Origin of the sequence: Methylosinus sporium (genome assembly GCF_003113265.1) — a bacterium.
Taxonomy (GTDB): Bacteria; Pseudomonadota; Alphaproteobacteria; order Rhizobiales; family Beijerinckiaceae; genus Methylosinus; species Methylosinus sporium.
The window spans coordinates 1-21218 of the sequence record NZ_PUIV01000031.1; the positions used below are offsets into that span (position 1 = coordinate 1).

Annotated in this window: 21 protein-coding genes and 1 tRNA gene; 14 read left to right on the forward strand and 8 right to left on the reverse strand. The window is 66.0% G+C overall.

All coding sequences use genetic code 11. The features are described from left to right. Window positions 1–203 precede the first annotated feature (203 nt). Together C5689_RS15305 and C5689_RS15310 are read right to left on the reverse strand one after the other, a co-directional pair. A tRNA-Cys gene (locus C5689_RS15305) sits at window positions 204–277 on the reverse strand. Between the two features lie 178 nt (window positions 278–455). Then, entirely contained in the window at window positions 456–773 is a 318-nt protein-coding gene (locus tag C5689_RS15310; protein ID WP_108918127.1) for a GCG_CRPN prefix-to-repeats domain-containing protein, read from the reverse strand. 176 nt (window positions 774–949) lie between these two features. On the opposite strand from C5689_RS15310, the gene C5689_RS15315 reads away from it, so the two are divergent. The 5 genes from C5689_RS15315 to C5689_RS15335 all read left to right on the forward strand — a co-directional run bounded on the left by C5689_RS15315 (window position 950) and on the right by C5689_RS15335 (window position 7091). Beyond that, window positions 950–2086 carry a hypothetical protein gene (locus C5689_RS15315; protein WP_108918128.1) on the forward strand — a complete coding sequence of 379 codons (1137 nt, stop codon included), beginning with the start codon at window positions 950–952 and terminating at the stop codon, window positions 2084–2086. Window positions 2087–2457: 371 nt separating this feature from the next. Beyond that, the gene (gene gyrA / locus C5689_RS15320; protein WP_108918129.1) at window positions 2458–5217 is read left to right on the forward strand and encodes a DNA gyrase subunit A; all 2760 of its coding nucleotides are present in this window, start codon (window positions 2458–2460) and stop codon (window positions 5215–5217) included. A 191-nt stretch (window positions 5218–5408) separates the two neighbouring features. Beyond that, complete coding sequence (locus C5689_RS15325; RefSeq protein WP_108918130.1) at window positions 5409–6044, forward strand: glutathione S-transferase family protein; 636 nt, start codon at window positions 5409–5411, stop codon at window positions 6042–6044. 46 nt (window positions 6045–6090) lie between these two features. Next, entirely contained in the window at window positions 6091–6648 is a 558-nt protein-coding gene (locus C5689_RS15330; RefSeq protein WP_108918162.1) for a Uma2 family endonuclease, read from the forward strand. Window positions 6649–6755: 107 nt separating this feature from the next. Then, complete coding sequence (locus tag C5689_RS15335) at window positions 6756–7091, forward strand: hypothetical protein (RefSeq protein ID WP_108918131.1); 336 nt, start codon at window positions 6756–6758, stop codon at window positions 7089–7091. 39 nt (window positions 7092–7130) lie between these two features. On the opposite strand, the gene C5689_RS15340 is transcribed toward C5689_RS15335, so the two are convergent. Continuing rightward, window positions 7131–7790: a class I SAM-dependent methyltransferase gene (locus C5689_RS15340; RefSeq protein ID WP_108918132.1), complete on the reverse strand. Its 660-nt coding sequence runs from the start codon at window positions 7788–7790 to the stop codon at window positions 7131–7133. A 51-nt stretch (window positions 7791–7841) separates the two neighbouring features. Between C5689_RS15340 and C5689_RS15345 the strand changes: the two genes are divergently transcribed. Beyond that, window positions 7842–8435 carry a glutathione S-transferase gene (locus tag C5689_RS15345; protein WP_108918133.1) on the forward strand — a complete coding sequence of 198 codons (594 nt, stop codon included), beginning with the start codon at window positions 7842–7844 and terminating at the stop codon, window positions 8433–8435. A gap of 7 nt (window positions 8436–8442) precedes the next feature. Here the strand turns inward: C5689_RS15345 and C5689_RS15350 are convergent, their stop codons facing one another. The 3 genes from C5689_RS15350 to C5689_RS15360 all read right to left on the reverse strand — a co-directional run bounded on the left by C5689_RS15350 (window position 8443) and on the right by C5689_RS15360 (window position 11977). Then, on the reverse strand, window positions 8443–9900 hold the full coding sequence (locus C5689_RS15350) for a replicative DNA helicase (RefSeq protein WP_108918134.1): 1458 nt from the start codon (window positions 9898–9900) through the stop codon (window positions 8443–8445). A gap of 459 nt (window positions 9901–10359) precedes the next feature. Further along, on the reverse strand, window positions 10360–10926 hold the full coding sequence (gene rplI / locus C5689_RS15355; protein WP_108918135.1) for a 50S ribosomal protein L9: 567 nt from the start codon (window positions 10924–10926) through the stop codon (window positions 10360–10362). Window positions 10927–10966: 40 nt separating this feature from the next. Continuing rightward, on the reverse strand, window positions 10967–11977 hold the full coding sequence (locus C5689_RS15360; RefSeq protein ID WP_108918136.1) for a DUF2232 domain-containing protein: 1011 nt from the start codon (window positions 11975–11977) through the stop codon (window positions 10967–10969). Between the two features lie 11 nt (window positions 11978–11988). Between C5689_RS15360 and C5689_RS18425 the strand changes: the two genes are divergently transcribed. Then, the gene (locus C5689_RS18425) at window positions 11989–12183 is read left to right on the forward strand and encodes a hypothetical protein (RefSeq protein ID WP_108918137.1); all 195 of its coding nucleotides are present in this window, start codon (window positions 11989–11991) and stop codon (window positions 12181–12183) included. Here the strand turns inward: C5689_RS18425 and C5689_RS15370 are convergent. Then, window positions 12177–14735: an ABC transporter permease gene (locus tag C5689_RS15370; RefSeq protein ID WP_108918138.1), complete on the reverse strand. Its 2559-nt coding sequence runs from the start codon at window positions 14733–14735 to the stop codon at window positions 12177–12179. The genes C5689_RS18425 and C5689_RS15370 overlap by 7 nt on opposite strands. After that, window positions 14732–15421 carry an ABC transporter ATP-binding protein gene (locus C5689_RS15375; RefSeq protein WP_108918139.1) on the reverse strand — a complete coding sequence of 230 codons (690 nt, stop codon included), beginning with the start codon at window positions 15419–15421 and terminating at the stop codon, window positions 14732–14734. The genes C5689_RS15370 and C5689_RS15375 overlap by 4 nt, the downstream gene beginning before the upstream one ends. Before the next feature lie 180 nt (window positions 15422–15601). Here C5689_RS15375 and C5689_RS15380 point away from each other — a divergent pair, with 180 nt between their 5' ends. The 7 genes from C5689_RS15380 (at window position 15602) to C5689_RS15410 (ending at window position 21107) form a co-directional block, all read left to right on the forward strand. Continuing rightward, on the forward strand, window positions 15602–16234 hold the full coding sequence (locus C5689_RS15380; protein ID WP_244594739.1) for an arylesterase: 633 nt from the start codon (window positions 15602–15604) through the stop codon (window positions 16232–16234). Between the two features lie 159 nt (window positions 16235–16393). After that, window positions 16394–16642, forward strand: a complete 249-nt coding sequence (locus C5689_RS15385; protein ID WP_108918141.1) for a twin-arginine translocase TatA/TatE family subunit — start codon at window positions 16394–16396, stop codon at window positions 16640–16642. A 46-nt stretch (window positions 16643–16688) separates the two neighbouring features. Then, complete coding sequence (locus C5689_RS15390) at window positions 16689–17129, forward strand: Sec-independent protein translocase subunit TatA/TatB (RefSeq protein ID WP_108918142.1); 441 nt, start codon at window positions 16689–16691, stop codon at window positions 17127–17129. Then, window positions 17126–17908 (forward strand): twin-arginine translocase subunit TatC, encoded by a 783-nt coding sequence (gene tatC / locus C5689_RS15395; RefSeq protein WP_108918143.1) that lies wholly within the window; start codon window positions 17126–17128, stop codon window positions 17906–17908. The genes C5689_RS15390 and tatC overlap by 4 nt, the downstream gene beginning before the upstream one ends. A gap of 203 nt (window positions 17909–18111) precedes the next feature. Next, on the forward strand, window positions 18112–19431 hold the full coding sequence (gene serS, locus C5689_RS15400) for a serine--tRNA ligase (protein ID WP_108918144.1): 1320 nt from the start codon (window positions 18112–18114) through the stop codon (window positions 19429–19431). 220 nt (window positions 19432–19651) lie between these two features. After that, window positions 19652–20416 (forward strand): 5'/3'-nucleotidase SurE, encoded by a 765-nt coding sequence (gene surE / locus C5689_RS15405; RefSeq protein ID WP_108918145.1) that lies wholly within the window; start codon window positions 19652–19654, stop codon window positions 20414–20416. Between the two features lie 7 nt (window positions 20417–20423). Further along, on the forward strand, window positions 20424–21107 hold the full coding sequence (locus C5689_RS15410; RefSeq protein ID WP_108918146.1) for a protein-L-isoaspartate O-methyltransferase family protein: 684 nt from the start codon (window positions 20424–20426) through the stop codon (window positions 21105–21107). Window positions 21108–21218 lie beyond the last annotated feature (111 nt).

Consider the following 21218-nt stretch of genomic DNA (forward strand, 5'->3'; position numbering starts at 1 on the left):
GGCCCTCCGATCAGCCCATTGATCTTGCCGCTTGATCGGATATTCTCGATTGCCTCGGAGCTGCGTCAGCCAATTTCAACACGATCCGCGACGGCACCAAGAACAAAAAGCCCCGACGTCGAAGCGCCAGGGCATATTCCTCGAAACCCGCATACCCGATAGCGAGCTATCAGGTAATCCCACCCATATGTGAGGATTGATGTTGGAGGCCTCGGAGGGAATCGAACCCCCGTACAAGGATTTGCAGTCCTCTGCGTAGCCACTCCGCCACGAGGCCCCATACGTTGGCGCCGAAAGCTCGACGTCGACGTGAGAAGGCTCGCTCATACAGGACCCGGCGGCGAACGGCAAGACTCCGTAGCGACAGTCTGGTTGCAACAGTTGGTCTCGTTGCAACAGAGTTGGCGTGGCGCGCAGAACTCGGCGAGCTATTCGGTTCTACGCGCCGTGGCCGATCACCAGCGGTTCGGGACGCAGCGGCCCCACTGATTGGCATGGAAGCCGGGGCCGCAACGGTAACCGGGACGCGGTCCATAGACCGGCGGCGGACGGTAGCCCGGACGCGGACCATAGGCCGGCGGCGGCGGACGGCGATGCGGGACGCAGCGTCCCCAGGGATCGACGTGCCAGCCGGGGCCGCAACGATAGCCGATAGCCTGGGTCAGCGGGGCGGCCACTCCTTCCGCCAGCGGTGCGAGGGGCATGGCCATGGCGGACGAGGCCTCGACGCCGGCGAGCGCCAGAGCGGCGAGGAAAGCGAGCTTCAACTTCATTTGTCTCCTCCTGTCGGGAATGCGAAGCGAGGGCCTGAGCATCGCCCCTTGCGGGTGAACCGACGGTGAATGCGTCGCGAGATCACGGCGTTAACAGATCGTTGATCGCATTGCTAAGGCTTTGTTCAACTCCGAGAGGCAAGCTGACGCCTCGTCATTGCAGCGGAGCTTCGAAGATGAGGTCGATATTCACGCCGTTCACGCGCCTGCTCGTCGGCGGCCTGACTCTGGCTGCCGCCGCCGCACATTTCGGATGCGCCGTCGCCGAGCCGCGCCGTTCGCGCGGCGGCGGGAGCGCGCCGATCGAGGAGTTCGGCGCGCCGACCAGCAAAGGCTACGACGATATCGTCGTGCAGCTCGCGCCGCTCGTCGCTGCGAAATCTGCAAAAGCGGTCCGACCGGCGGAGCCGGCCGCGGTCGCCGCGCCGCCGCCGACCGAATCGACGAAGTCGGAGCCGGCGGCTCCCGTTTTCCTGCACGCGCCGCTTCCGCTCATCGAGAGCGCGCCTGTCGCCGAGGTCGCGACGGCCGGGGAGCCGGACCCCGTCGCGCCGCCGGCCGAGCCGGAGGCGGCCGCGGCTGCGCCGCAGAACATAGCCGCCGCGATGGAGGAGCCGGCCGAGCCTTCGCCGCGAGCCGCAGATTCGGAAGCGACCGCCGAATCCCAAAAAGGCGAGGAGCCCGTCGCCGGGGAGGCCGCGCCGCCGCTCGCCGCAGTCGAAACTCTGCCGAACCCCGCCGCGGCGGCCGCTCCCGCTCCACTCCCCGAAGAAGCGTCCGCGGAGGAGAGCGAGTCGCCGCTCGCCCTCTGGCAGGCGCTGATCGCCGCCTTCGCGCTCATCGGGCTGCTCGGCATGAAATATGTCCGGCGCCCGCCCGCCGCCCCGGCCGCGCAGGAGAAGGCCGCGCCGGCCGCCGGTCTCGCCGCGGCGATCGCCGCTATGCGCGCGAAAATCGAGCCGCTGCGCGCCAAATTCCTCGCATTGCGCGGCCGGAAGCCGGCCGAGCGAGCACTCGAAGCGCCCACCGCCGTGGCGCCGAATGAAGCGCCGAAGAAGCCGAAATCGCTCGATTGGGCGGAAGTCGCGAATGCGCTCCGCGCGCGTTTCGGCGGCGCGAAAACCACGGGCGAGCCGGTGGCGGCCCAGCAAAATCGCTCAATCGGCCTCGTCGAGTCGGAGGGCAGGGGGCGCGTGGCCGATTCGTGGGAGACGAGCGAAGAGGATGGGCTCGAACTGCTGGAGCCGGGCGACGCCAGCGCGCGGGCGATCGTCATGAACGCCCGACGTCGGCTGCGTGCGGCGCAGAGCTGACGCCGCCGCCAAAATGAATCGGACGAGATTTGAGGAATTTTTCTAAACCCGTGTTTCTCCGAGCAGAACTGCGACGCCGCGCGGCGGGGCGAACTGGCGTAGCCGCCGAGAATCGCCTATAGAAAAACGGCGGTTTCGAGCGTCGTCGACGGCTGCCGCTAGGCTCGCCTCGGCGCGCTTCGCTCGAAACGTCCTGCGAGCGCGATCTCCACGTCCCGCCGCTCTCCCGAGCGGCGGACCCTGCAGCCGCCTCACCTTCGTCGGCGAGACGGGACGACGACGAGAAGCGCTCTTTCCCAGAGCCGGCGCGACTTTGCCGCGGCAGGATTTCGCCGTGGAGCGCGGGACGATCGAAGCGGATTGGCGAGCCATTGGCCGAGAACGACACAGACGACACAAAGCCTCCGACGCCCGGCTCAGACATTCGCCCGGTCTCGATCGCCGACGAGATGAAGCGCAGCTATCTCGATTACGCGATGAGCGTGATCGTGAGCCGCGCGCTGCCGGATGTGCGCGACGGGCTGAAGCCCGTGCATCGGCGCATCATGTTCTCCATGCACGAGAACGGCCATACGCCTGATAAGCCATATGTGAAATCGGCGCGCATCGTCGGCGACGTCATGGGTAAATATCACCCGCATGGCGACGCCGCGATCTATGACGCGCTGGTGCGCATGGCGCAGCCCTTCTCGATGCGGCTGCCGCTCATCGACGGCCAGGGCAATTTCGGCTCTGTCGACAACGACCCGCCGGCGGCCATGCGCTACACCGAGTCGCGCCTCGCCAAGCCGGCGCTGGCCCTGCTCGAGGACATCGACGAAGGCACGGTCGACTTCAAGCCCAACTATGACGACAAGGAGATGGAGCCGACGGTTCTCCCGGCGCGCTTCCCCAATCTCCTCGTCAATGGCGCAGGCGGCATCGCCGTCGGCATGGCCACCAATATTCCGCCGCATAATCTCGGCGAGGTGATCGACGCCGCCATTGCGCTGATCGACCGGCCCGAGATGGGCGTCGCCGAGCTGATGGAGATCGTGCCCGGCCCGGACTTCCCCACAGCGGCGACGATTCTCGGCCGCGGCGGCATACGCAACGCCTATACGACCGGGCGCGGCTCGATCATCATGCGCGCCAAGGCCGAGATCGAGATGCTCCGCAAGGAGCGCGAGGCGATCATCTTCACCGAGATTCCCTATCAGGTGAACAAGGCCGCGCTGATCGAGCGCATCGCCGAGCTCGTCCGCGAGAAGAAGATCGAAGGCATTTCGGATCTCCGCGACGAATCCGATCGCCAAGGCATGCGCATCGTCGTCGAGCTGAAGCGCGACGCGGTGGCGGATGTGGTGCTGAACCAGCTCTGGCGCCATACGGCTCTGCAATCGAGCTTCCCGGTCAATATGATCGCGCTCAATGGCGGCCGGCCCGAGCTGCTGACGCTGAAGGACGTGCTCGTCGCCTTTGTCGACTTCCGCGAGACGGTCGTCACAAGGCGCACGAAGTTCCGCCTCGCCAAGGCGCGCGACGCCGCGCATCTGCAGGTCGGCCTCGCCATCGCCGTCGCCAATATCGACGAGGTCATTCGCCTCATCCGCACATCGGCCGACGCCGCCGCCGCGCGCGAGGCGCTGATGGAGCGCGCCTGGCCGGCCAAGGATATGGCGCCGCTGGTCGCGCTGATCGCCGATCCGCGTCATGTGCTCGCCGAGGACGGAACCATTCGCCTCTCCGAGGCGCAGGCGCGCGCTATTCTCGAGCTGCGCCTGCAGCGCCTCACCGCGCTCGGCCGCGAGGAGATCGCCGAGGCGCTGAACAAGCTCGCCGCCGAGATCGCCGAATATCTCGAGATTCTGCGCTCGCGCGAGAAGCTTTTCGGAATCGTCAAGGACGAGATGATCGCGGTCAAGGAGGCCTATGCGACGCCTCGCCGGACGCAGATCGTCGATGGCGACGGCGATGTGGAGGACGAGGACCTCATCGCCAGAGAGGATATGGTCGTCACCGTCTCGCACGCTGGCTACATCAAGCGCGTGCCGCTCTCGACCTATCGCGCGCAAAGGCGCGGCGGCAAGGGCCGCTCGGGAATGCAGACGAAGGAAGAGGATTTCGTTCAGCGCCTCTTCGTCGCCTCGACGCATACGCCGGTGCTGTTCTTCTCCTCGCTCGGCCGCGCCTATAAGGAAAAGGTCTGGCGTCTGCCTTTGGCGGCGCCGCAGGCGCGCGGCAAGGCGCTGGTCAACATGCTGCCGCTAGAGCAGGACGAGCGCATCACCACCATCATGCCTTTGCCCGAGGACGAATCGAGCTGGGCGACGCTCGACGCCATTTTCGCGACGACGGGCGGCACGGTGCGCCGGAATAAGCTGTCGGACTTCTCCGATGTGCGGCGCTCCGGCATCATTGCCATGAAGCTCGACGAAGGCGAGGCCATCGTCGACGTCGCCACAGCGGCGGAGCAGGAGGATATTCTGCTCACGACGCGCGAGGGACAGTGCATCCGCTTCCCCGTCAGCGACGTGCGCGTGTTCCAGGGGCGCACCTCCATGGGCGTGCGCGGAATCGCGCTCGCTGGCGACGACCGCGTGATCTCATTGTCGATCCTGCGGCATTTCGAGGCCGTCGGCGACGAGCGCGCCGCCTATCTCAAGCGCGCCGCCGCGCAGCGCCGCAATGCGGGAGCGGAAGGCGTGGAGGAGGGCGCGGCCGAGACCGAGGAGGCTTCGACGGCGATCGAGCTGACCGAGGCGCGTTATCGCGAGATGGAGCAGGCCGAGCAGACCATCCTGACCGTCTCCGAGAACGGCTACGGCAAGCGCTCTTCGTCCTTCGAATATCGCATCACCGGACGCGGCGGCAAAGGCATTGTCGCAATGGCGGTGAACGCCCGCAATGGCAAGCTCGTCGCCTCCTTCCCCGTGGGTCGTGGCGATGAGATCATGCTGGTGACGGATGGCGGCCAGCTCATCCGCTGCCCGGTCGAGGGGATACGCATAGCGAGCCGCGGCACGCAGGGCGTCATCGTCTTCGACACGGCGGAGGGAGAGCGCGTCGTCTCGGTCGAGCATTTGGCCGACGCCGGCGAGGACGAGGCGGCCGGCGACGCGGCCGGTGACTCGGGCGGCGAGACCGCCTGAGCCTTCGTCGCCGCCAAAAGAAGCGCGTTTCGCCGGGGGATTTTCGGCGAAACGCAATTTGTTTTCATGAATTGCTCTCGTCGCGCGCAGCTGCGCGGCTTCGATAAACGCAACCCCACGTCAATGGCGCGCGCCTGCGCCTCGGGCTAGATTGCCGCAACGCCGAGATTGCCGAAGAAGGAGACGAACGCATGCTCACGATCTGGGGACGGCGCAACTCCTTCAATGTGCAGAAGGTCATGTGGCTCGTCGGCGAGCTCTCGCTCGATCACGCCCATGTGCCGCTCGGCGGCGCTTTCGGCGGGCTGGACGATCCGCAATTTCGCGCGAAAAATCCGCACGGCCGCATTCCGGTCATCGATGACGAGGGCGTGGTGGTGTGGGAATCTCACGCCATATTGCGCTATCTCGCCGCGCGCCATGGCGGCGAGGCTTTCTGGCCGACGGATCCGGCGACGCGCTCCTATACCGATCGCTGGATGGATTGGGCGCAGACGACGTTGCAGCCGGCCTTCGTCGACGGCGTGTTTATGGGCTATTACCGCACGCCGGAGGAAAAGCGCGACTGGCCGGCGATCATCGCCGCCGTCGCGCGCTGCGCGCAGCATTATCGATTTCTCGACGGCTGGCTCGCGGATCGTCCTTTCCTCGCCGGCGACGAGCCGACGCTCGCCGACATTCCCGCCGGAACGACGCTGTTTCGCTATTTCTCGCTCGACATAGAGCGGCCGTCGCTCCCCAATGTCGAGGCTTGGTATGCGCGCCTCTGCGAGCGGCCGGCCTATCGCCAGCATGTGATGGTGCCCTTCGACGATCTGAAGGGGTGACGCCCCGGAATGGCGCCGGATGCGCCATTCCGCTAGGATGCTCCGCATGAGCGCTCTGCCGAAGACGAAAATGACCGCCGAGGAATTCGTGGTCTGGGCCGAAGGACAGCCCGGCCGACACGAGCTCGTCGATGGTGAAGTTTTCGCTCAGGCGGCGGAACGAGCCGCCCATGCGAAGGCGAAGCTCGCGGCCGCTCGCGCTCTTCAGGACGCCGCGCGCCGTGCGGATGCGCCGTGCCATGTGCTGCCGGACGGAATGGCCGTGCGCGTCGATGCGACGACCGTCTTCGAGCCCGATGCGCAGCTCTATTGCGGACCGGAGCTGCCGCCGGACACGCTTTTCGTCGAAGCGCCTCTTATCGTCGTCGAGGTGCTGTCGCCATCCACAGGGCGCAATGACGCTCTCGGCAAGCTCGTCGGCTATTTTCGCATCGCGAGCGTCGCGCATTATCTCATCGTCGATCCAGATTCGCCGCTGGTGATTCATCATCGTCGCGGGGAGGGGAGCGATATTCTGACGCGCGTCATTCATGACGGCGACATCACGCTCGATCCGCCCGGCCTCGTGTTTCCGCTGTCCGCGCTCTATGGCGAGACTCATTGAAGCGCGCTCTGTGCTCGCGCGCACGGCGACGAAGGCGCGCCGCGACTAATCTCCTCTGCATCCGATCGCAATGATTTCACGCGACGGTTTCAGATAGGAGATTGAAAATGTCCAAAGTGCTTTTCATCGACACCAAGACCGAGCTCACCCTCGCGCCGGGCGCGACTGTTCATGGCTGGTGGAACAACGCCTCGCCCTTCAATGCGGTGTGGGACGCGCAGGCCGTGCCTTTCGCCACCGGTAGCACGGCGACCGGCTTCAACCAGGACACCTCGCTCGAGGTGACGCGCGTTTGGCGTCACTTCACGGTGACGGAGATCAAGCCGAACCCGCAGTCGCAGACCGTCGACACCAAGGACGAGACCGAGATTCATTACGAGATCAAGAATATCGGCAATTCGGTCGCGAAGTTCCATGTCGTGCTGAGCGCGATCTACGAGTGATGGCGTCGGAGGCGCGAGCCGAAAGGCTCGCGCGATCCGTCAATCATGCGCGACGAACACGGCGGCGCAGCCGACAATGTCGATCTCGACATTGCGGAAGCGCCGCTCGAGCGCGTTGCGCAGCCCGTCGAGATCATCGTTCCTATTCGAGAACAAGCCTTTGCGATTGTAGAAGTCCATCAGCCGCCGCGCCGCGCCGGAGCGCTCGACGCCGCCTTGCAGCAAGGTCGAGCCGAAAAAGACGGCGCCGTCATTCGTCAGCGGCTTCAGATGTTCGAAAACGACGGCCTTTTCCGCTATCGCGCCCGGCAGGCAGTGCAGCAGATAATTGACGCCGACGGAATCAAATTTCGGCGCGTCGAAAGCGATCGGCTCCAGCACATTGCGGCGATAGCTCTCCGGCGAGAAGCGCGCGATGCGGGCCGCCGCGAAGCGCAGCGCGTCCTGGTTCAAATCCATCAGCGCGACGCGCGGCGCGGCGGCGGGAAAGCGGCAATGGTCGAGATAATAGCCCGTGCCGACGCCGACATCGAGATGATTGCCCGACACATGCGCGTCATAGAGCGCGCGCAGGCGCGGCGTCGGACATTTCCAGAAGAAGCGGTTGGAGAGGCCGAGGACCAGCAGGTCGTAGAGCCGCAGAACCGCGGGCGTGTAGACGGCTTGGCCGGCGGCGATCTCTTCGGGACTGGCGGTCATCTTCGTTACGTCCTATTGCTCGACGACGCCTTTTTCGACGTGAGGGAGCCAATGCCCATTCTACGTTATTCCGCGGCTTCGCCCTACGCCCGCAAGTGCCGCATCGTCGCCGAGCTGCTCGGCTTCGGCGCGAGCGTCGAGCTCGTCGGCGCCGACACGACCAATCCCGAAGATTCGTTGCGCGCGCAAAATCCGCTCGGCAAGGTGCCGGTGCTCATCCTCGACAGCGGCGAGACCATCTATGACAGCCGCGTGATCTGCGAATATTTCGATCTTCTCGCCGGCGGCAAGCTCATTCCGCATGATCCCGCCGAACGAATCGCGGCGCTGACGCTGCAATCGCTCGGCGACGGCATGAACGACGCCGCGCTGCTGATCCGTTACGAAATCACACGGCCGGAGGCGCTGCGCTCCGCCGATTGGATCGCGCTGCAGACCGGCAAGCTCGACCGCGCTTTGTCGGCGCTCGACGCCGCGCCGCCGGCCGGCCCGGTGACGATCGGCCATGTGGCTGTCGCCGCCGCGCTCGGCTATCTCGATCTGCGCTTCGAAGGCGCCTGGCGCGCGAAATATCCCGCGCTCCTCGCCTGGCTCGACGCTTTTTCGCGCGAGGTTCCGGCCTTCGAGGCGACGCGCGTCGCCTGACGCCGCCTCACATGCGCGCCGGCAGCTTGTCCTCCTCGGCGAGATTGGAGAAGCGCGTCACTTCCGCCTCGAAGGAGAGCGTCACTGTTCCCGTGGGGCCGTGACGCTGCTTGCCGAGGATCGCCTCGGCGCGCCCATGCACGCGCTCCATCTCGTTCTGCCAGGCGATATGCTCCTCCGTGCCTTCGCGCGGCTCGCGATTGCGCAGATAATATTCCTCGCGATAGACGAACATCACCACGTCGGCGTCCTGCTCGATCGAGCCGGATTCGCGCAGGTCCGAGAGCTGCGGCCGCTTGTCGTCGCGGCTCTCGACCTGACGCGACAGCTGCGAGAGCGCGATGACCGGCACGGCCAGCTCCTTGGCCAGCGCCTTGAGGCCCGTGGTGATCTCGGTCAGCTCCTGCACGCGATTTTCGTTGCGCGACTTGGAGCCGGAGAGCAGTTGCAGATAGTCGACGACGAGCAGATCGAGCCCGCGCTGGCGCTTCAGGCGCCGCGCCCGCGCGGTGAGCTGGGCGATGGAAATGCCGCCGCTCTGATCGATGAAGAAGGGCACGCTCTGCATCTCGCGCGCCGCCTCGGCGATGCGGCGGAAATCGTCTTCGTTGATGTCGCCGCGGCGGATCTTGTAGGAGGGCACGCCGGATTGCTCGGCGATGACGCGCGTCGCCAATTGCTCGGCCGACATTTCCAGCGAGAAGAAGCCGACGATGCCGCCATTCGCAGCCTTGATCGAGCCGTCCGGCTGCTGCTCCGGCACATAGGCTTTGGCGATATTGAAGGCGATATTGGTGGCGAGCGCCGTCTTGCCCATGCCGGGACGGCCGGCGACGATGATGAGATCTGACTTTTGCAATCCGCCCATTTTCTCGTCGAGATCGACGAGCCCGGTCGCGACGCCGGAGAGATGCCCGTCGCGCTGATAGGCGCTGCTCGCCATATCCATGGCGGTGGAGAGCGCGTCGGCGAAACGCTGAAAGCCGCCATCATAGCGGCCGGTCTCGGCCACCGCATAGAGCTTGCGCTCGGCCTCCTCTATCTGCTGGCGCGGCGCCTGATCGACGGCTGCGTCATAGGCGGAGTTGACGATATCCTCGCCGATGACGATCAACTCCCGCCGCACCGCGAGATCATGAATTGTGCGGCCGTAATCCTCGGCGTTGATAATCGTCGTCGCCTCGCGCGCCAATCGCGCGAGATAGGCCTGCATGGTCACGCCGCCGGGCAGCTCGACATCGCCGAGATGCGTCTTCAGCGTCACCACAGTGGCGACGCGGCCGGCGCGAATGATCTGCGACGCGACCTCGAAAATGCGCCTGTGCAGCTCCTCGGAAAAATGCTCGGAGCGCAGAAAATCGGAGACGCGATCGAAGGCGTCATTATTGACCAATATGGCGCCGAGCAGCGCCTGCTCGGCTTCGATATTATGCGGCGGCGTTCGATAGGCGGGCTGGTCGAGCATCTCTCTCTCGGAAGCGGGACGGAGCGGGGTCGTCACGGCGCCGAGAACATCGCCAAAGGCGGGCGCTCGGCTCCCTCGCGAGGGAGCCGAGCGCCATAGGCGGCCGGGATGCGGTCGCTCCCCCAATCATGGGGACGTCCAGCCCGGCCTTTCGCCTGATTGCCTCTGATGGATGTCTTCGATGCTCGTGAACGCGTAGCGACAGGCACTCGAGAACGGTGGCGACATTGCCCGAAGGTGAGAGCGGCGCCAATGCCGAAGATCGACACAAAGATCGGCAAATGCCCACGCGGCGATCTTGTGAGTCATTTCCACATACCACAGCACAGCTTACGGTCTATCTGCGTGAAATCCTTTGAGTGTGACAATTTCGCCACGGCGAATCGGCGGCGCATGAAAAAAGCCGGAGACGCAGGGGTCTCCGGCTTTTTGTAAAAAAACGAATCGCTTCGTGCGTGATCAGAGCTCGACGTCGCCGGCCTCGGCCAGAGCGGCGCCGACCTCGAGGCCGAGATCGTCGAGCGTCGTCTCCTCGCGGGCGGCGGCCGCCTCGCCGCGCGCCTGACGCTCGGCCTCTTCGGCGGAGCGGGCGACATTGACGATGATCTTCACCTCGATCTCGGGATGCAGATGCACTGGCACATTATGCAGGCCGAGCGCCTTGATCGGATGCTGGAGATCGATCTGGCTGCGGTTCAGCGAGAAGCCGCCCGCGGTCGCCGCCTCGGCAATGTCGCGGGGCGCGACCGAGCCATAGAGATGGCCGCTCTCGCCGGCCTGACGGATGATGACGAAGGCCTGTCCCTCGAGCTTCTCGGCGACGGCCTCGGCCTCCTTGCGGGCGGTGAGATTGTGGGCCTCGATATGGGCGCGCTGCGTCTCGAAATGCTTCTTGTTGCCTTCGGTGGCGCGCAGCGCCTTGCCGCGCGGCAGCAGGAAGTTGCGCGCATAGCCGTCGCGCACGCGAACGGTGTCGCCCATCTGGCCGAGCTTGGCCACGCGCTGCAGCAGAATGACATCGACCATGGGTTCTTCTCCTCGTGTCTCTCGAATTGTGTCGCGGCGCTCAGCCGCGCCGCGCCTGCGCCGCCTGCTTGCGGCTGCGGAACGAAAACACCGCATCGGCGACGCCGATCACAGTGAACAGGACGATCGGCCAGGCGAACAGGCCGATGACGATATAGACGATGGTGAGCGTGACGCCGCCGACGCGCGTGCCGCGCAGCAGAGCGTGAATCACGGCGAGGCCCTGCAACGCCAGAGCGAGGCCGAGCGTCTCGGCGAAGACGAGGCCGATCGCGCCGGGAAGATTGCCGGCGAAGGCCACGGCGCTGGCGATGAGAAACAGCCCGGCGACCGTGCGCGGCAGCACGAATTCCCGCGCAATGTCGGGCCAGGGGCGCGTCGTCGCTTCGGAGGCGCGGGCGAGCAGGCCGGCGCCCCAGAGATTGAGCACATGGCTCAGCAAGGTGAGTGCGGCGAGAGTCGCGGGAAAGGCGAAGACGACGAGCGCCGAAAGCTGGCTCGGATCGAACTTGTCGCCGAGTTCCTGCGTGCGGATGAGGTCCTCGATCGCGATAAAGGCGCGCGCCTGCAGCGGATTGAGCGCCTCGTCGAGGCCGCCGGAGCGAATCGCGGCTATGGCGACCGCTATCGATACTGCGGCCGCGACCACGCCGCCGGCGGCGAGGACTGCCCAGGCCGGCGCGTGAGCGCTCGCCAATTCGCGCCCGCGCCAGACCGCTCCGGACGCGACATAGGCGGCGGCGAGCGCCGGAAGGGCGACCAGGATAGCGTAGACGACGCCGAAGACCGGGCTCGGCCAGATCGACAAAAGACCGGTCGCGATGAGGGCCGAGGTCGCGCCATGGCGCAGGCCGAAGCCGAGCGCGACGATCAAAATCGGCAGCGGCGCGAGAAAAGCGAAGAGAACCGCCGTCGAAGTGCCCTTGGTGATGACCGCGAACACGGCCGCGCCGGCGAGGCCTCCGCCGATGGAGGCGAAGATCTGCGACAGCGAAAAATCGCCATTGTCGGGAACGGGCAGTTTCTTGCGTTCGGGCAGAAGTTGGGGCATGGGCTCTACGCTTGTTCGAGGGCGAGCGCGATCATCTCGCGTCCAGCCCCCTGAACGCCGGCGAAGCCCGCCTTTTAAGGCGAGCGATCTCTCCCGGCAAGGGTCGGCGCGCGAAAAAGCCGCTTCCAAGCGACGAAAACATCGCCATTTTGGCGTTTTCGCCGCCTCGGCGCGAGATTCTATACGACGAGAAAGCGCTTTATTGACGGCGCAGCGCCGGGCCGGGCTTTTCTCCGAGCACGCGCCAGCTCCCCGCGAGGCCGAGGCCGATGGCGAAGGCGAGCCCGCCGAGCGCGGTCAGCGCCACCGGCCAGGGACGAAAGACGAAGTCCATTTTCATCAGCGCTTCCAATATGAAGCCCGCCGCGCCGGCGCCTGCGATCACAGAGAAGAGTCCGGCGACGAGGCCGAGCAGCGCGAACTCCATTGCGAAAGCGCTCGTCAGCCAGACGCGCGTCGCGCCGAGCGTCTTCAATATAATGGCGTCGCGCTGGCGCCCGCGCTGGCTCGCCGCCACGGCGCTGCCGAGCGCCAGCGCCGCCGTGACGATGGTGAGGCCGGCGGCCGCCCGCGCGGCGAAGGTGAGTTGATTGGCGATCTTCTGCACCGCTTCGAGCGCATCCTTCACGCGCAGCGCGGCGATCTGCGGAAAGCGTGCGGCGACCTCGCGGATCAGCCGCTTGTCGCGAGCGGGATCATCGCGATCGGCGAAAGCGACGGTGAAAATCTCCGAGAAGGGCGCGTCGGCGAAAGCGTCCGGCGAAAACACCATCATAAAATTGATGCCATAGCTGCGCCAGTCGAGGCGGCGCAGATTGGCGATGCGGGCGGCGACGTCGCGGCCGAGCACATTGACGACGATCTCGTCGCCGACGACGAGGCCGAGACCTTCGGCGACGCGCGTCTCCAGCGAGACGAGGGGAGGCCCGTCATGCCCCGCCGCCCACCATTGGCCGGCGGCGATTTCGGAGCCCTTCGGCGGCGTCGCCGAGAAGGTCACGCCACGGTCGCCGTCGAGCGCCCAGGCGATATCGTCCGGCGGCTTCAAATGCTCGGCGCGGACGCCTTTCACCGCGACGATGCGGCCGCGCATCATCGGCACATGCTCGACCTTGGCGTCCGTCGCAAAGGCGGAGAGGAAGGAGGCGAATTCGCCGGCCTGCTCCTTGGCGACATCGACGAAATAAAAGCTCGGCGTGTCGTTCTTGCGGACCTGGTGCAATTCGGCGTGGATCGAGCCCTCGATCAGCGCCAGCGCGACCAGCAGCGTCTCAGTGACGCCGATCGAGACGATGAGAGTCGCCGCGAGGCTCTTCGGCCGGCGAATATTGCCGATCGCATGGCGCAGCCGCGCATTGGGAACATTGGAGACGCGCTGCGCTATACGCACGACCAGCGTGGCGACGCCGCGCAGCAGAGCGAAGGCTGCCGCCGTGGCGGCGATATAGGCGCCGGCCAGCCTCTTGTCGGCGGCCGAACCCAGGACGAGAGCGACGAGAAGCGCGGCGGCGGCGAGCGCCGCGAGCATAAAGATGCGGGGAGGGGCCTTCTCCTCCGCCTCGTCGCGCAACAGGCGGGCGACTGGCGTCCCATAGGCGCGGCCCAATGGCGGCAGCGCGAAGATCAAAGCCACCAGCAGCCCATAGGCCGCGCCGACCGCGAGCGAGCGCATGTCGACAGAAGGGGAAAATGGCAGAGGCACGGAGGCGGAAAGGGCGAAATCGGCGAGATAGGGGAAGGTCGCGCCGAGCGCGAGGCCGCCGATGACGGCGAGGCCGGCGACCAGCAGCACCTCGACCAGCGCCATGGCGAAGACGCGCGAAGCCGGCGCGCCGAGCGCCTTCAAAATCGCGAAAGCGTCGCGCTTGCGGGCGACGAATCCGGAAACGGCGTTGGCGACGCCCGCGCCGCCCGCGACCAGCGCCGTCAGCGCGACCAAGGTCAGAAGCTGTGTGAAGCGCTCCTGATTGCGCGAGAATTGCGGGGAGACGGCGTCGCGCTTGCGCAAATCCCAGCCGGCCTGCGGAAAGGCCGCGGTCAGCGCCGTCGCGAAACGCTCGACCTCGGCGTCGCTCGCGACCGCGCCGCTTCCGCGCAGCGCGATTCGGGTCAGCCAGCGCACGACCGCGCCCGGCTGCAAGAGCCCGGTCGCTTTCAGCGCCTCCTCGCTCATCACGACGCGGGCGCCGAAGCCGAAACCGCCGGCGAGCTTGTCGGGCTCGCTCGTCAGTTCGGCTGTCAAACGGAAGGAGCCGCCGCCGATCTTCACCCGATCGCCGACCGCGAGATCGAGCCGGGCGATCAGCGTCGAATCGGCGACGAGGCCGTAGATTCCGTCGCGCTGGCCGAGCGCCTCGGCGAGCGGCTGCGGGGGCGTCAGCTCGACGGCGCCGGCGTTGGGGTAGGCGGAGTCGACGGCTTTTATCTCGACGAGCGTCGCCTCGCCGGTCGCCGAACGGGCCATGGCGCGCATCAGCGCGATTTCGCAGACGCGGCCATTGCGCTCGAAAAATTCGCGCTCCTGCGGCGATAGGTGCCGCATCGTGGTGGCGACGGAGACATCGCCGCCCAAAATCGTGCGGCCCTCGCGGGCGAGGCCTTCCGAGAGCGATTGCGACACCGCGCCGACGCCGGAAATGGCGGCGACGCCGATGACGATGCACGCGATGAAGACCGAAAAACCGCGCAGATCGCCGGTCAGATCGCGCAGAGCGAAACGCAGCGCCAGCGGCAGGCGCGAGGCGAGGCCGCGCCTCATGACGCTTTCGCCTCCTCGCCCTCTATGCGGCCGGAGCGCAGCCTAATGGCGCGGTCGCAGCGGGCGGCGAGCGAGGGGTCGTGCGTCACCAGCACCAGGGTCGCCGAGCGCCGCGCCTTTTGCGCGAAGATGAGATCGACGATGGACGCGCCGGTCTCCGAATCGAGATTGCCGGTCGGCTCGTCGGCGACCAGAATGACCGGATCGGGCGCGAGCGCGCGGGCGAGGGCGACGCGCTGCTGCTCGCCGCCGGACATTTGCGCCGGATAATGCGAGAGGCGATGGGCGAGGCCGACGGCCTCCAGCTCCTGGCTGGCGCGCGCAAAAGCGTCGGCGCGGCCGGCGAGCTCCAGCGGAACGGCGACATTCTCCAGCGCCGTCATCGTGGCGATGAGCTGGAAAGACTGGAAGACGACGCCTATCTTACCTCCGCGGAACCGCGCCAGCGCGTTTTCGTCGAGGCGGGCGAGATCGCTGCCGTCGACGAGCACCTTGCCGGAATCGGGCCGCTCGAGGCCGGCGAGCGTCATCAGCAATGTGGATTTCCCGGAACCCGATGGTCCGACGAGGCCGACGGCCTCGCCGCGGGCGACCGTGAGGCTTATGTTCTTGAGCACATGGACGCGCGCCGCGCCCGATCCGAGGGTGAGATCGACGTCCTCGAGCTGGATGACCGGCCGCTGCACTTTGGGGAGGTCCTACAAATGGTATGCCGCTGCGCCGCCCGCCGGTCCGCCTCTCGCGTTCCGGCCCAGACGACCGCCCCGACATATGCGAAGGCGCCCCTGGTTTCCAGTCTCCGGCCGCGCTTTCGGCCGCGGGGACCGGCGGCGCTCCTGTGCGTCGCCATGCTTTTGGCGCTTTTAATGGCCTTCGCGCGCCCGGCGGCGGCCGAGCCCTTGCGCGTCATCGCATTCGGCGACAGCCTCAGCGCCGGCTTCCAATTGCCGGCCGACGCCGCTTTTCCCGCGCAGCTCGAGGCGCGGCTGAAGAAGGACGGCTATGACGTCCGCGTCATCAACGCCAGCGTCTCGGGCGACACCACCCGTGGCGGGCTCGCGCGCCTCTCCTATGCGCTGCGCGACGGCGGCGATCTGCTGATTTTGGAGCTCGGCGCCAATGACATGCTGCTCGGCTTCGATCCGGCGACGACGCGCGACAATCTCGAGAAGATCGTCACGCAGGCGCAGGCGAAAGGGCTCGACGTGGTGCTCGCCGGAATGCTGGCCAGCGCCAATTTCGGCGAGGAGCGGCAAAAGGCGTTCGACGCCATTTTCCCCGATCTTTCGGCGCGGCGCGGACTGCCGCTCTATCCGTTTTTCCTCGCTGGCGTGATCGGCGAGACCGGGACGACGCTCGTCGACGGGCTTCATCCGAGCCGGGCGGGCGTCGCCAAAATCGTCGCCGGAGTCGCCCCGCTGGTGGAAAAGAGCCTCGATTCGCTGCAATCGAAGCGGCGCGACGCCCGGGACGGCGTCGCCATCCGTCCCTCGCCCTGACTCGAGGGAGCGCGCCCGAAGCTCACCGACGCCGAAATCCTACCGGAAGCGTCGGAGAATTCGTTCATCCAACTTGTTTTTGCGCGTCCGGCGTCCTAGGTTCCGGGGAGTTTCGGCCGGCCTCGCCGGTCCACGAAAGACGAGTGGGAGGTTCGCGCCATGGGCGGTCTGTCGATCTGGCACTGGATTATCGTCGGCGGCGTGGCCTTCATCCTGTTCGGCGGGCGTTTCAAAATCTCCGATGTGATGGGCGACGTCGCCAAAGGCATAAAGGCCTTCAAGAAGGGCCTCGCCGAGGACGAGACCGAGGCGAAGACCGAGGAGCCGACGAAATCGCTGGAGCATTCGCCGCTCACGAGCCCGTCCACGCTTCACGCCGACAAGCCGGCCGAAGCGAAAAAGGCCTGACGTCACCCTTTTTCACGCCTGCCGCCGGCAGGCTCTCGAGAAGACCATGTTCGATCTCGATCCCGGAAAGCTGATCGTCATCGGCATCGTCGCGCTCGTCGCGATTCCGACCAAGGATCTGCCGCGCGTATTGCGCCAGATCGGACAAGTGACCGGCCGAATGCGGCGCATGGCGGCCGAGTTCCAAGGCCAGTTCATGGACGCGATGCGCGAGGCGGAGATTGCCGATCTCCACAAGAATTTGAAGAGCGAGGTCGATTCGGCCTTCGCCGGCGTCGGCAAGGACGTCGCTTTCGATCCGCTCAAGGAAGCGCGTGAGCAGATCGTCGGCGCGATCGAAGGCCCGCCGGCCCCGTTGTCCGACGATGAGGCCAAAGCCGAGGAGCCTGCGCCGGCGCTCGAAGCGCCGGCTGCGCACGAGACCCGGCAGCCGAGCGAGTCTGCGCCGTCGAGCGAGGTTTCGCCGCCCGAGAGCCTGCCGAAATGAGCGACGCCGACATAGACGCGACCAAGGCGCCGTTGATCGAGCATTTGATGGAGCTGCGCGAGCGGCTCATTCGCGCGCTGCTGGCTTTTCTCGGCGCCTTCATCCTCTCCTTCTTCTTCGCCAAGGATATCTATAATCTCCTGGTCGTTCCCTATACGATGGCGGCGGGGCCGGAGGCCAAGCTCATCTACACGGCGCCGCAGGAATATTTCTTCACGCAGATCAAAGTGGCGATGTTCGCCGCGGCCTTCATTTCCTGCCCGATCGTCATCGGCCAGCTCTACGCCTTCGTCGCGCCCGGCCTCTATCGCCACGAGCGGCAGGCGTTTCGTCCCTATCTCGTCGCGACGCCGGTGTTTTTCGCGCTGGGCGCGATCGTCGTCTATTTCCTCGTCATGCCCAATCTGCTGCATTTCTTCATTTCCATGCAGCAGGCCAATGAGCCGGGAAAGGCGCAGATCGAGCTGTTGCCACGCGTGTCGGAATATCTCTCGCTCATCATGACGCTGGTGCTCGCCTTCGGCGTCGTCTTCCAGCTGCCGGTGGCGCTGACGCTGCTCGGTCAGATCGGAATCGTCTCGTCGAAGTTTCTGGCCGAGAAGCGCCGTTATGCGATCGTCCTCGTCTTCATCGTGGCGGCGGTGCTGACGCCGCCCGACGTGTTCAGCCAACTGGCGCTCGCCATACCGGGCCTGCTGCTCTACGAGGCGTCGATCATTTCCGTGCGCTGGATCGAGAAGAAGCGGGCGGCGGCCGAGGAACAGCAAGCCGCGGGTTGACCCTTCGTTCCGCTCGAGGGACAAGGGCCCTCATCCGACCCCGCTTCGCGGGGCCACCTTCTCCCGCGCGCGGGAGAAGGGAGCGGCCGAGGTTTCGCGTACACGACGTGGTGAGCGAATCCTTCTCCCACTCGTGGGAGAAGGTGGCCCTCGCGTCAGCGAGGGTCGGATGAGGGCACGCACCAGTCGGCGGATCGATTCTCATGCACGACATCAAATTTATTCGCGATAATGCGGAAGCTTTCGACAATGGCCGCCGCCGCCGCAACCTCGCGCCTCTGTCGGAAAGCCTTTTCGCGCTCGACGACGAGCGCCGCGCGGCGATCGCGGCTTTGCAGGCGGCGCAAGAGCGGCGCAACGCGGCCTCCAAGGAAATCGGCCTCGCCATGCGCGAGAAGGACGCCGCCCGCGCCGAGGCGCTGAAGGCGGAAGTCGCGAAGCTGAAGGAGGATTTCCCGCAGCTGGAGCAGAAGGAGCGCGAAGCGAGCGCCGCGCTCGACAAGGCGCTGTCGGAGATTCCCAACACGCCGCTCGAGCAAGTGCCGGAAGGCAAGGACGAGCACGACAATGTCGAGGTTCTGCTCTGGGGCGAGCCGCGCAAATTCGACTTTACGCCGAAAGAGCATTTCGACATTGGCGAAGGCCTGAAGCTCATGGATTTCGAGAGCGCCGCCAAGCTATCGGGCGCGCGCTTCGTCGTGAACAAGGGCGGAATCGCACGGCTCGAGCGCGCGCTCGCGCAATTCATGCTCGATCTGCATACGGGCGCGCACGGCTATACGGAAGTGGCGCCGCCGCTGCTGGTGCGCGACGACGCAATGTTCGGCACGGCGCAACTGCCGAAATTCCGCGACGATCAGTTTTCCGTGACGGCAGGTCGCGGCGATGGACAATCGGAGGAGCCGGCGAGCGAATATTGGCTCGTGCCGACGGCGGAAGTCCCGCTCACCAATCTCGTGCGCGAATCGATCCTCGACGAATCGCAGCTGCCTCTGCGCTTCACCGCCGGCACCTATTGCTTCCGCGCCGAGGCCGGCGCGGCGGGGCGCGACACGCGCGGCATGATCCGCCAGCATCAGTTCTATAAGGTCGAGCTCGTCTCCATCACGACGCCCGAGCAATCGCTCGAGGAGCATGAGCGCATGACCGGCTGCGCGGAGAAAGTGCTGCAATTGCTCGAGCTGCCCTATCGCAAGGTGACGCTCTGCACCGGCGACATGGGCTTCGCCTCGCAGAAGACCTATGACCTCGAGGTTTGGCTGCCGGGGCAGGGGAAATATCGCGAGATTTCCTCCTGCTCGGTCTGCGGCGATTTCCAGGCGCGGCGCATGAACGCCCGCTTCCGTCCCGCCGAGGGCAAGGCGACGCGCTTCGTGCATACGCTCAACGGCTCCGGCGTCGCCGTCGGCCGCGCTCTGGTCGCCGTGCTGGAGAATTATCAGGAGGCGGACGGCTCCGTCACAGTGCCGACGGTTCTGCGTCCCTATATGGGCGGGCTGGAGCGAATCGCCGCGGCGCGGTAGCTGGGGCGTGACCCTTCTCCCGCGCGCGGGAGAAGGTGGCCCTCGCGTCAGCGAGGGTCGGATGGAGGGTCCTTCTGCTTTGCGCATCGCTTCGTGTGCTTCGATTCTCTGAAGACACGACGGCCCTCATCCGACCCCGCTTCGCGGGGCCACCTTCTCCCACGAGTGGGAGAAGGAATCGCGCCCGACGATTGCTATAGTCCTTCGAGAACGAGTGACGATGCGCATCCTCATCACCAATGACGACGGAATCCATGGCGCCGGCCTCGCTCTGGCCGAGCGCGTCGCGCGCAGCCTCACCGACGATGTCTTCGTCGTCGCGCCGGAGAGCGAGCAATCCGGCGTCGCGCATTCGCTCTCCATCAATGATCCGCTGCGTCTGCGCGAAATCTCCTCGCGGCATTTCGCCGTCAAAGGCACGCCGACCGATTGCGTCATCATGGGCGTGCGCAAGCTGCTCGCCGACAGACCGCCGGATCTCATTCTCTCCGGCGTCAATTCCGGCCAGAATCTCGCCGAGGACGTCAGCTATTCCGGCACGATCGCCGGCGCCATAGAGGGCACGCTGCTCGGCATTCCCTCCATCGCGCTCTCGCAGGTCTATGATTTCTTCGCCGGACGCCGGCATATTCACTGGGCTTGCGCGGAGGCTCATGCGGCCGACGTCATCCGCAAGCTGGTCGCGGCCGGGATTCCGCGCGGCGTGCTGATGAATGTCAATTTTCCCAATTGCGCGCCGGAGGAGGTGAAGGGCGTCGCCGTCACCATGCAGGGCCAGCGCTCCAATGATCTGATGCATATAGAAGATCGCAAGGACGGTCGCGGCATTCCCTATTATTGGATATGCTTTCGGCGCGGCAATTTCACGCCGGGGCCGGGCACCGACCTCGAGGCGGTGGAGGCGAATAAGATTTCGGTGACGCCTCTGCGCCTCGACTTCACCGACCATCCGACCTTGACGCGGCTCTCCGCCGCTTTCGAATAGGGGAAAAATGGAGGAGAGCGCCGGCGAAGGACAGTCGATCGAGGCTCGCGCGGCGCTTCTCCTGCAATTGCGGCGCGCCGGCGTGCGCGACCTCGCCATCATGCGCGCCTTCGAGACCACTCCGCGCGCGCTCTTCGCCCCGTATCGCTTCCGCGATCTCTCCGCCCGCGACATGTCGCTGCCGATCGGCTGCGGACAGACCATGCCGGCCGCCGCCGAGCTCGCGCGCCGGCTCGAGGCGCTGCGCATAGAGCCGCTTCATCGCGTGCTGGAAGTGGGGACGGGCTCCGGCTTCGGCGCGGCGGTGCTGTCGCGGCTCGCGCGCGAGGTGGTGACGATCGAGCGTTACGAGACTTTGGCGATAGAGGCGCGTCAGCGTCTCGCCGAGGTCGGCCGCGCCAATGTCGAGGTTCTGTTCGGCGACGGTATCGCGGCGAATGAGACGCGCGGATATTTCGATCGCATCATTCTGCACATGTCCTTTCACGAGCCGCCGCACTCTGTCCTGGCGGCGCTGACGCCGGGTGGAACGGCTTTGTTCGGCCGCATTCAGGCGCCGGCGGAAGAGGGCGAGCGGCCATTGGCTCGGCTCTGTCTCTCGCATCGCGCCGGCGATGCGATCTGGACCGATAGCGATCTTGGTCCGAGCCGGCTCGGCGCTTCGCTCGCAGGACGCGCAAAGGCTCTGTGAACGCGCGCATTTACCTAAAATCGGCGAGGCGCGGCTGAACCCGCATTCATCTTAAACGCTCCCTTAACCGGCCTGTGGCTAGATGAACGCAGTGAGGTTCGCGTTCGAGTG

Excerpts from the sequence above, each read along its gene's own strand:
- rplI (WP_108918135.1), bottom strand. The coding sequence starts at position 10,926 with ATGGTCGATGTCATTCTGCTGCAGCGCGTGGCCAAGCTCGGCCAGATG.
- C5689_RS15345 (WP_108918133.1), top strand. The coding sequence starts at position 7,842 with ATGCCCATTCTACGTTATTCCGCGGCTTCGCCCTACGCCCGCAAGTGC.
- C5689_RS15350 (WP_108918134.1), bottom strand. The coding sequence starts at position 9,900 with ATGCTCGACCAGCCCGCCTATCGAACGCCGCCGCATAATATCGAAGCC.
- serS (WP_108918144.1), top strand. The coding sequence starts at position 18,112 with ATGCACGACATCAAATTTATTCGCGATAATGCGGAAGCTTTCGACAAT.
- C5689_RS15410 (WP_108918146.1), top strand. The coding sequence starts at position 20,424 with ATGGAGGAGAGCGCCGGCGAAGGACAGTCGATCGAGGCTCGCGCGGCG.
- C5689_RS15325 (WP_108918130.1), top strand. The coding sequence starts at position 5,409 with ATGCTCACGATCTGGGGACGGCGCAACTCCTTCAATGTGCAGAAGGTC.
- C5689_RS15310 (WP_108918127.1), bottom strand. The coding sequence starts at position 773 with ATGAAGTTGAAGCTCGCTTTCCTCGCCGCTCTGGCGCTCGCCGGCGTC.
- C5689_RS15335 (WP_108918131.1), top strand. The coding sequence starts at position 6,756 with ATGTCCAAAGTGCTTTTCATCGACACCAAGACCGAGCTCACCCTCGCG.
- C5689_RS15315 (WP_108918128.1), top strand. The coding sequence starts at position 950 with ATGAGGTCGATATTCACGCCGTTCACGCGCCTGCTCGTCGGCGGCCTG.
- C5689_RS15330 (WP_108918162.1), top strand. The coding sequence starts at position 6,091 with ATGAGCGCTCTGCCGAAGACGAAAATGACCGCCGAGGAATTCGTGGTC.
- C5689_RS15390 (WP_108918142.1), top strand. The coding sequence starts at position 16,689 with ATGTTCGATCTCGATCCCGGAAAGCTGATCGTCATCGGCATCGTCGCG.
- C5689_RS15360 (WP_108918136.1), bottom strand. The coding sequence starts at position 11,977 with ATGCCCCAACTTCTGCCCGAACGCAAGAAACTGCCCGTTCCCGACAAT.
- surE (WP_108918145.1), top strand. The coding sequence starts at position 19,652 with ATGCGCATCCTCATCACCAATGACGACGGAATCCATGGCGCCGGCCTC.
- tatC (WP_108918143.1), top strand. The coding sequence starts at position 17,126 with ATGAGCGACGCCGACATAGACGCGACCAAGGCGCCGTTGATCGAGCAT.
- C5689_RS15380 (WP_244594739.1), top strand. The coding sequence starts at position 15,602 with ATGGCCTTCGCGCGCCCGGCGGCGGCCGAGCCCTTGCGCGTCATCGCA.
- C5689_RS15385 (WP_108918141.1), top strand. The coding sequence starts at position 16,394 with ATGGGCGGTCTGTCGATCTGGCACTGGATTATCGTCGGCGGCGTGGCC.
- C5689_RS15370 (WP_108918138.1), bottom strand. The coding sequence starts at position 14,735 with ATGAGGCGCGGCCTCGCCTCGCGCCTGCCGCTGGCGCTGCGTTTCGCT.
- C5689_RS15340 (WP_108918132.1), bottom strand. The coding sequence starts at position 7,790 with ATGACCGCCAGTCCCGAAGAGATCGCCGCCGGCCAAGCCGTCTACACG.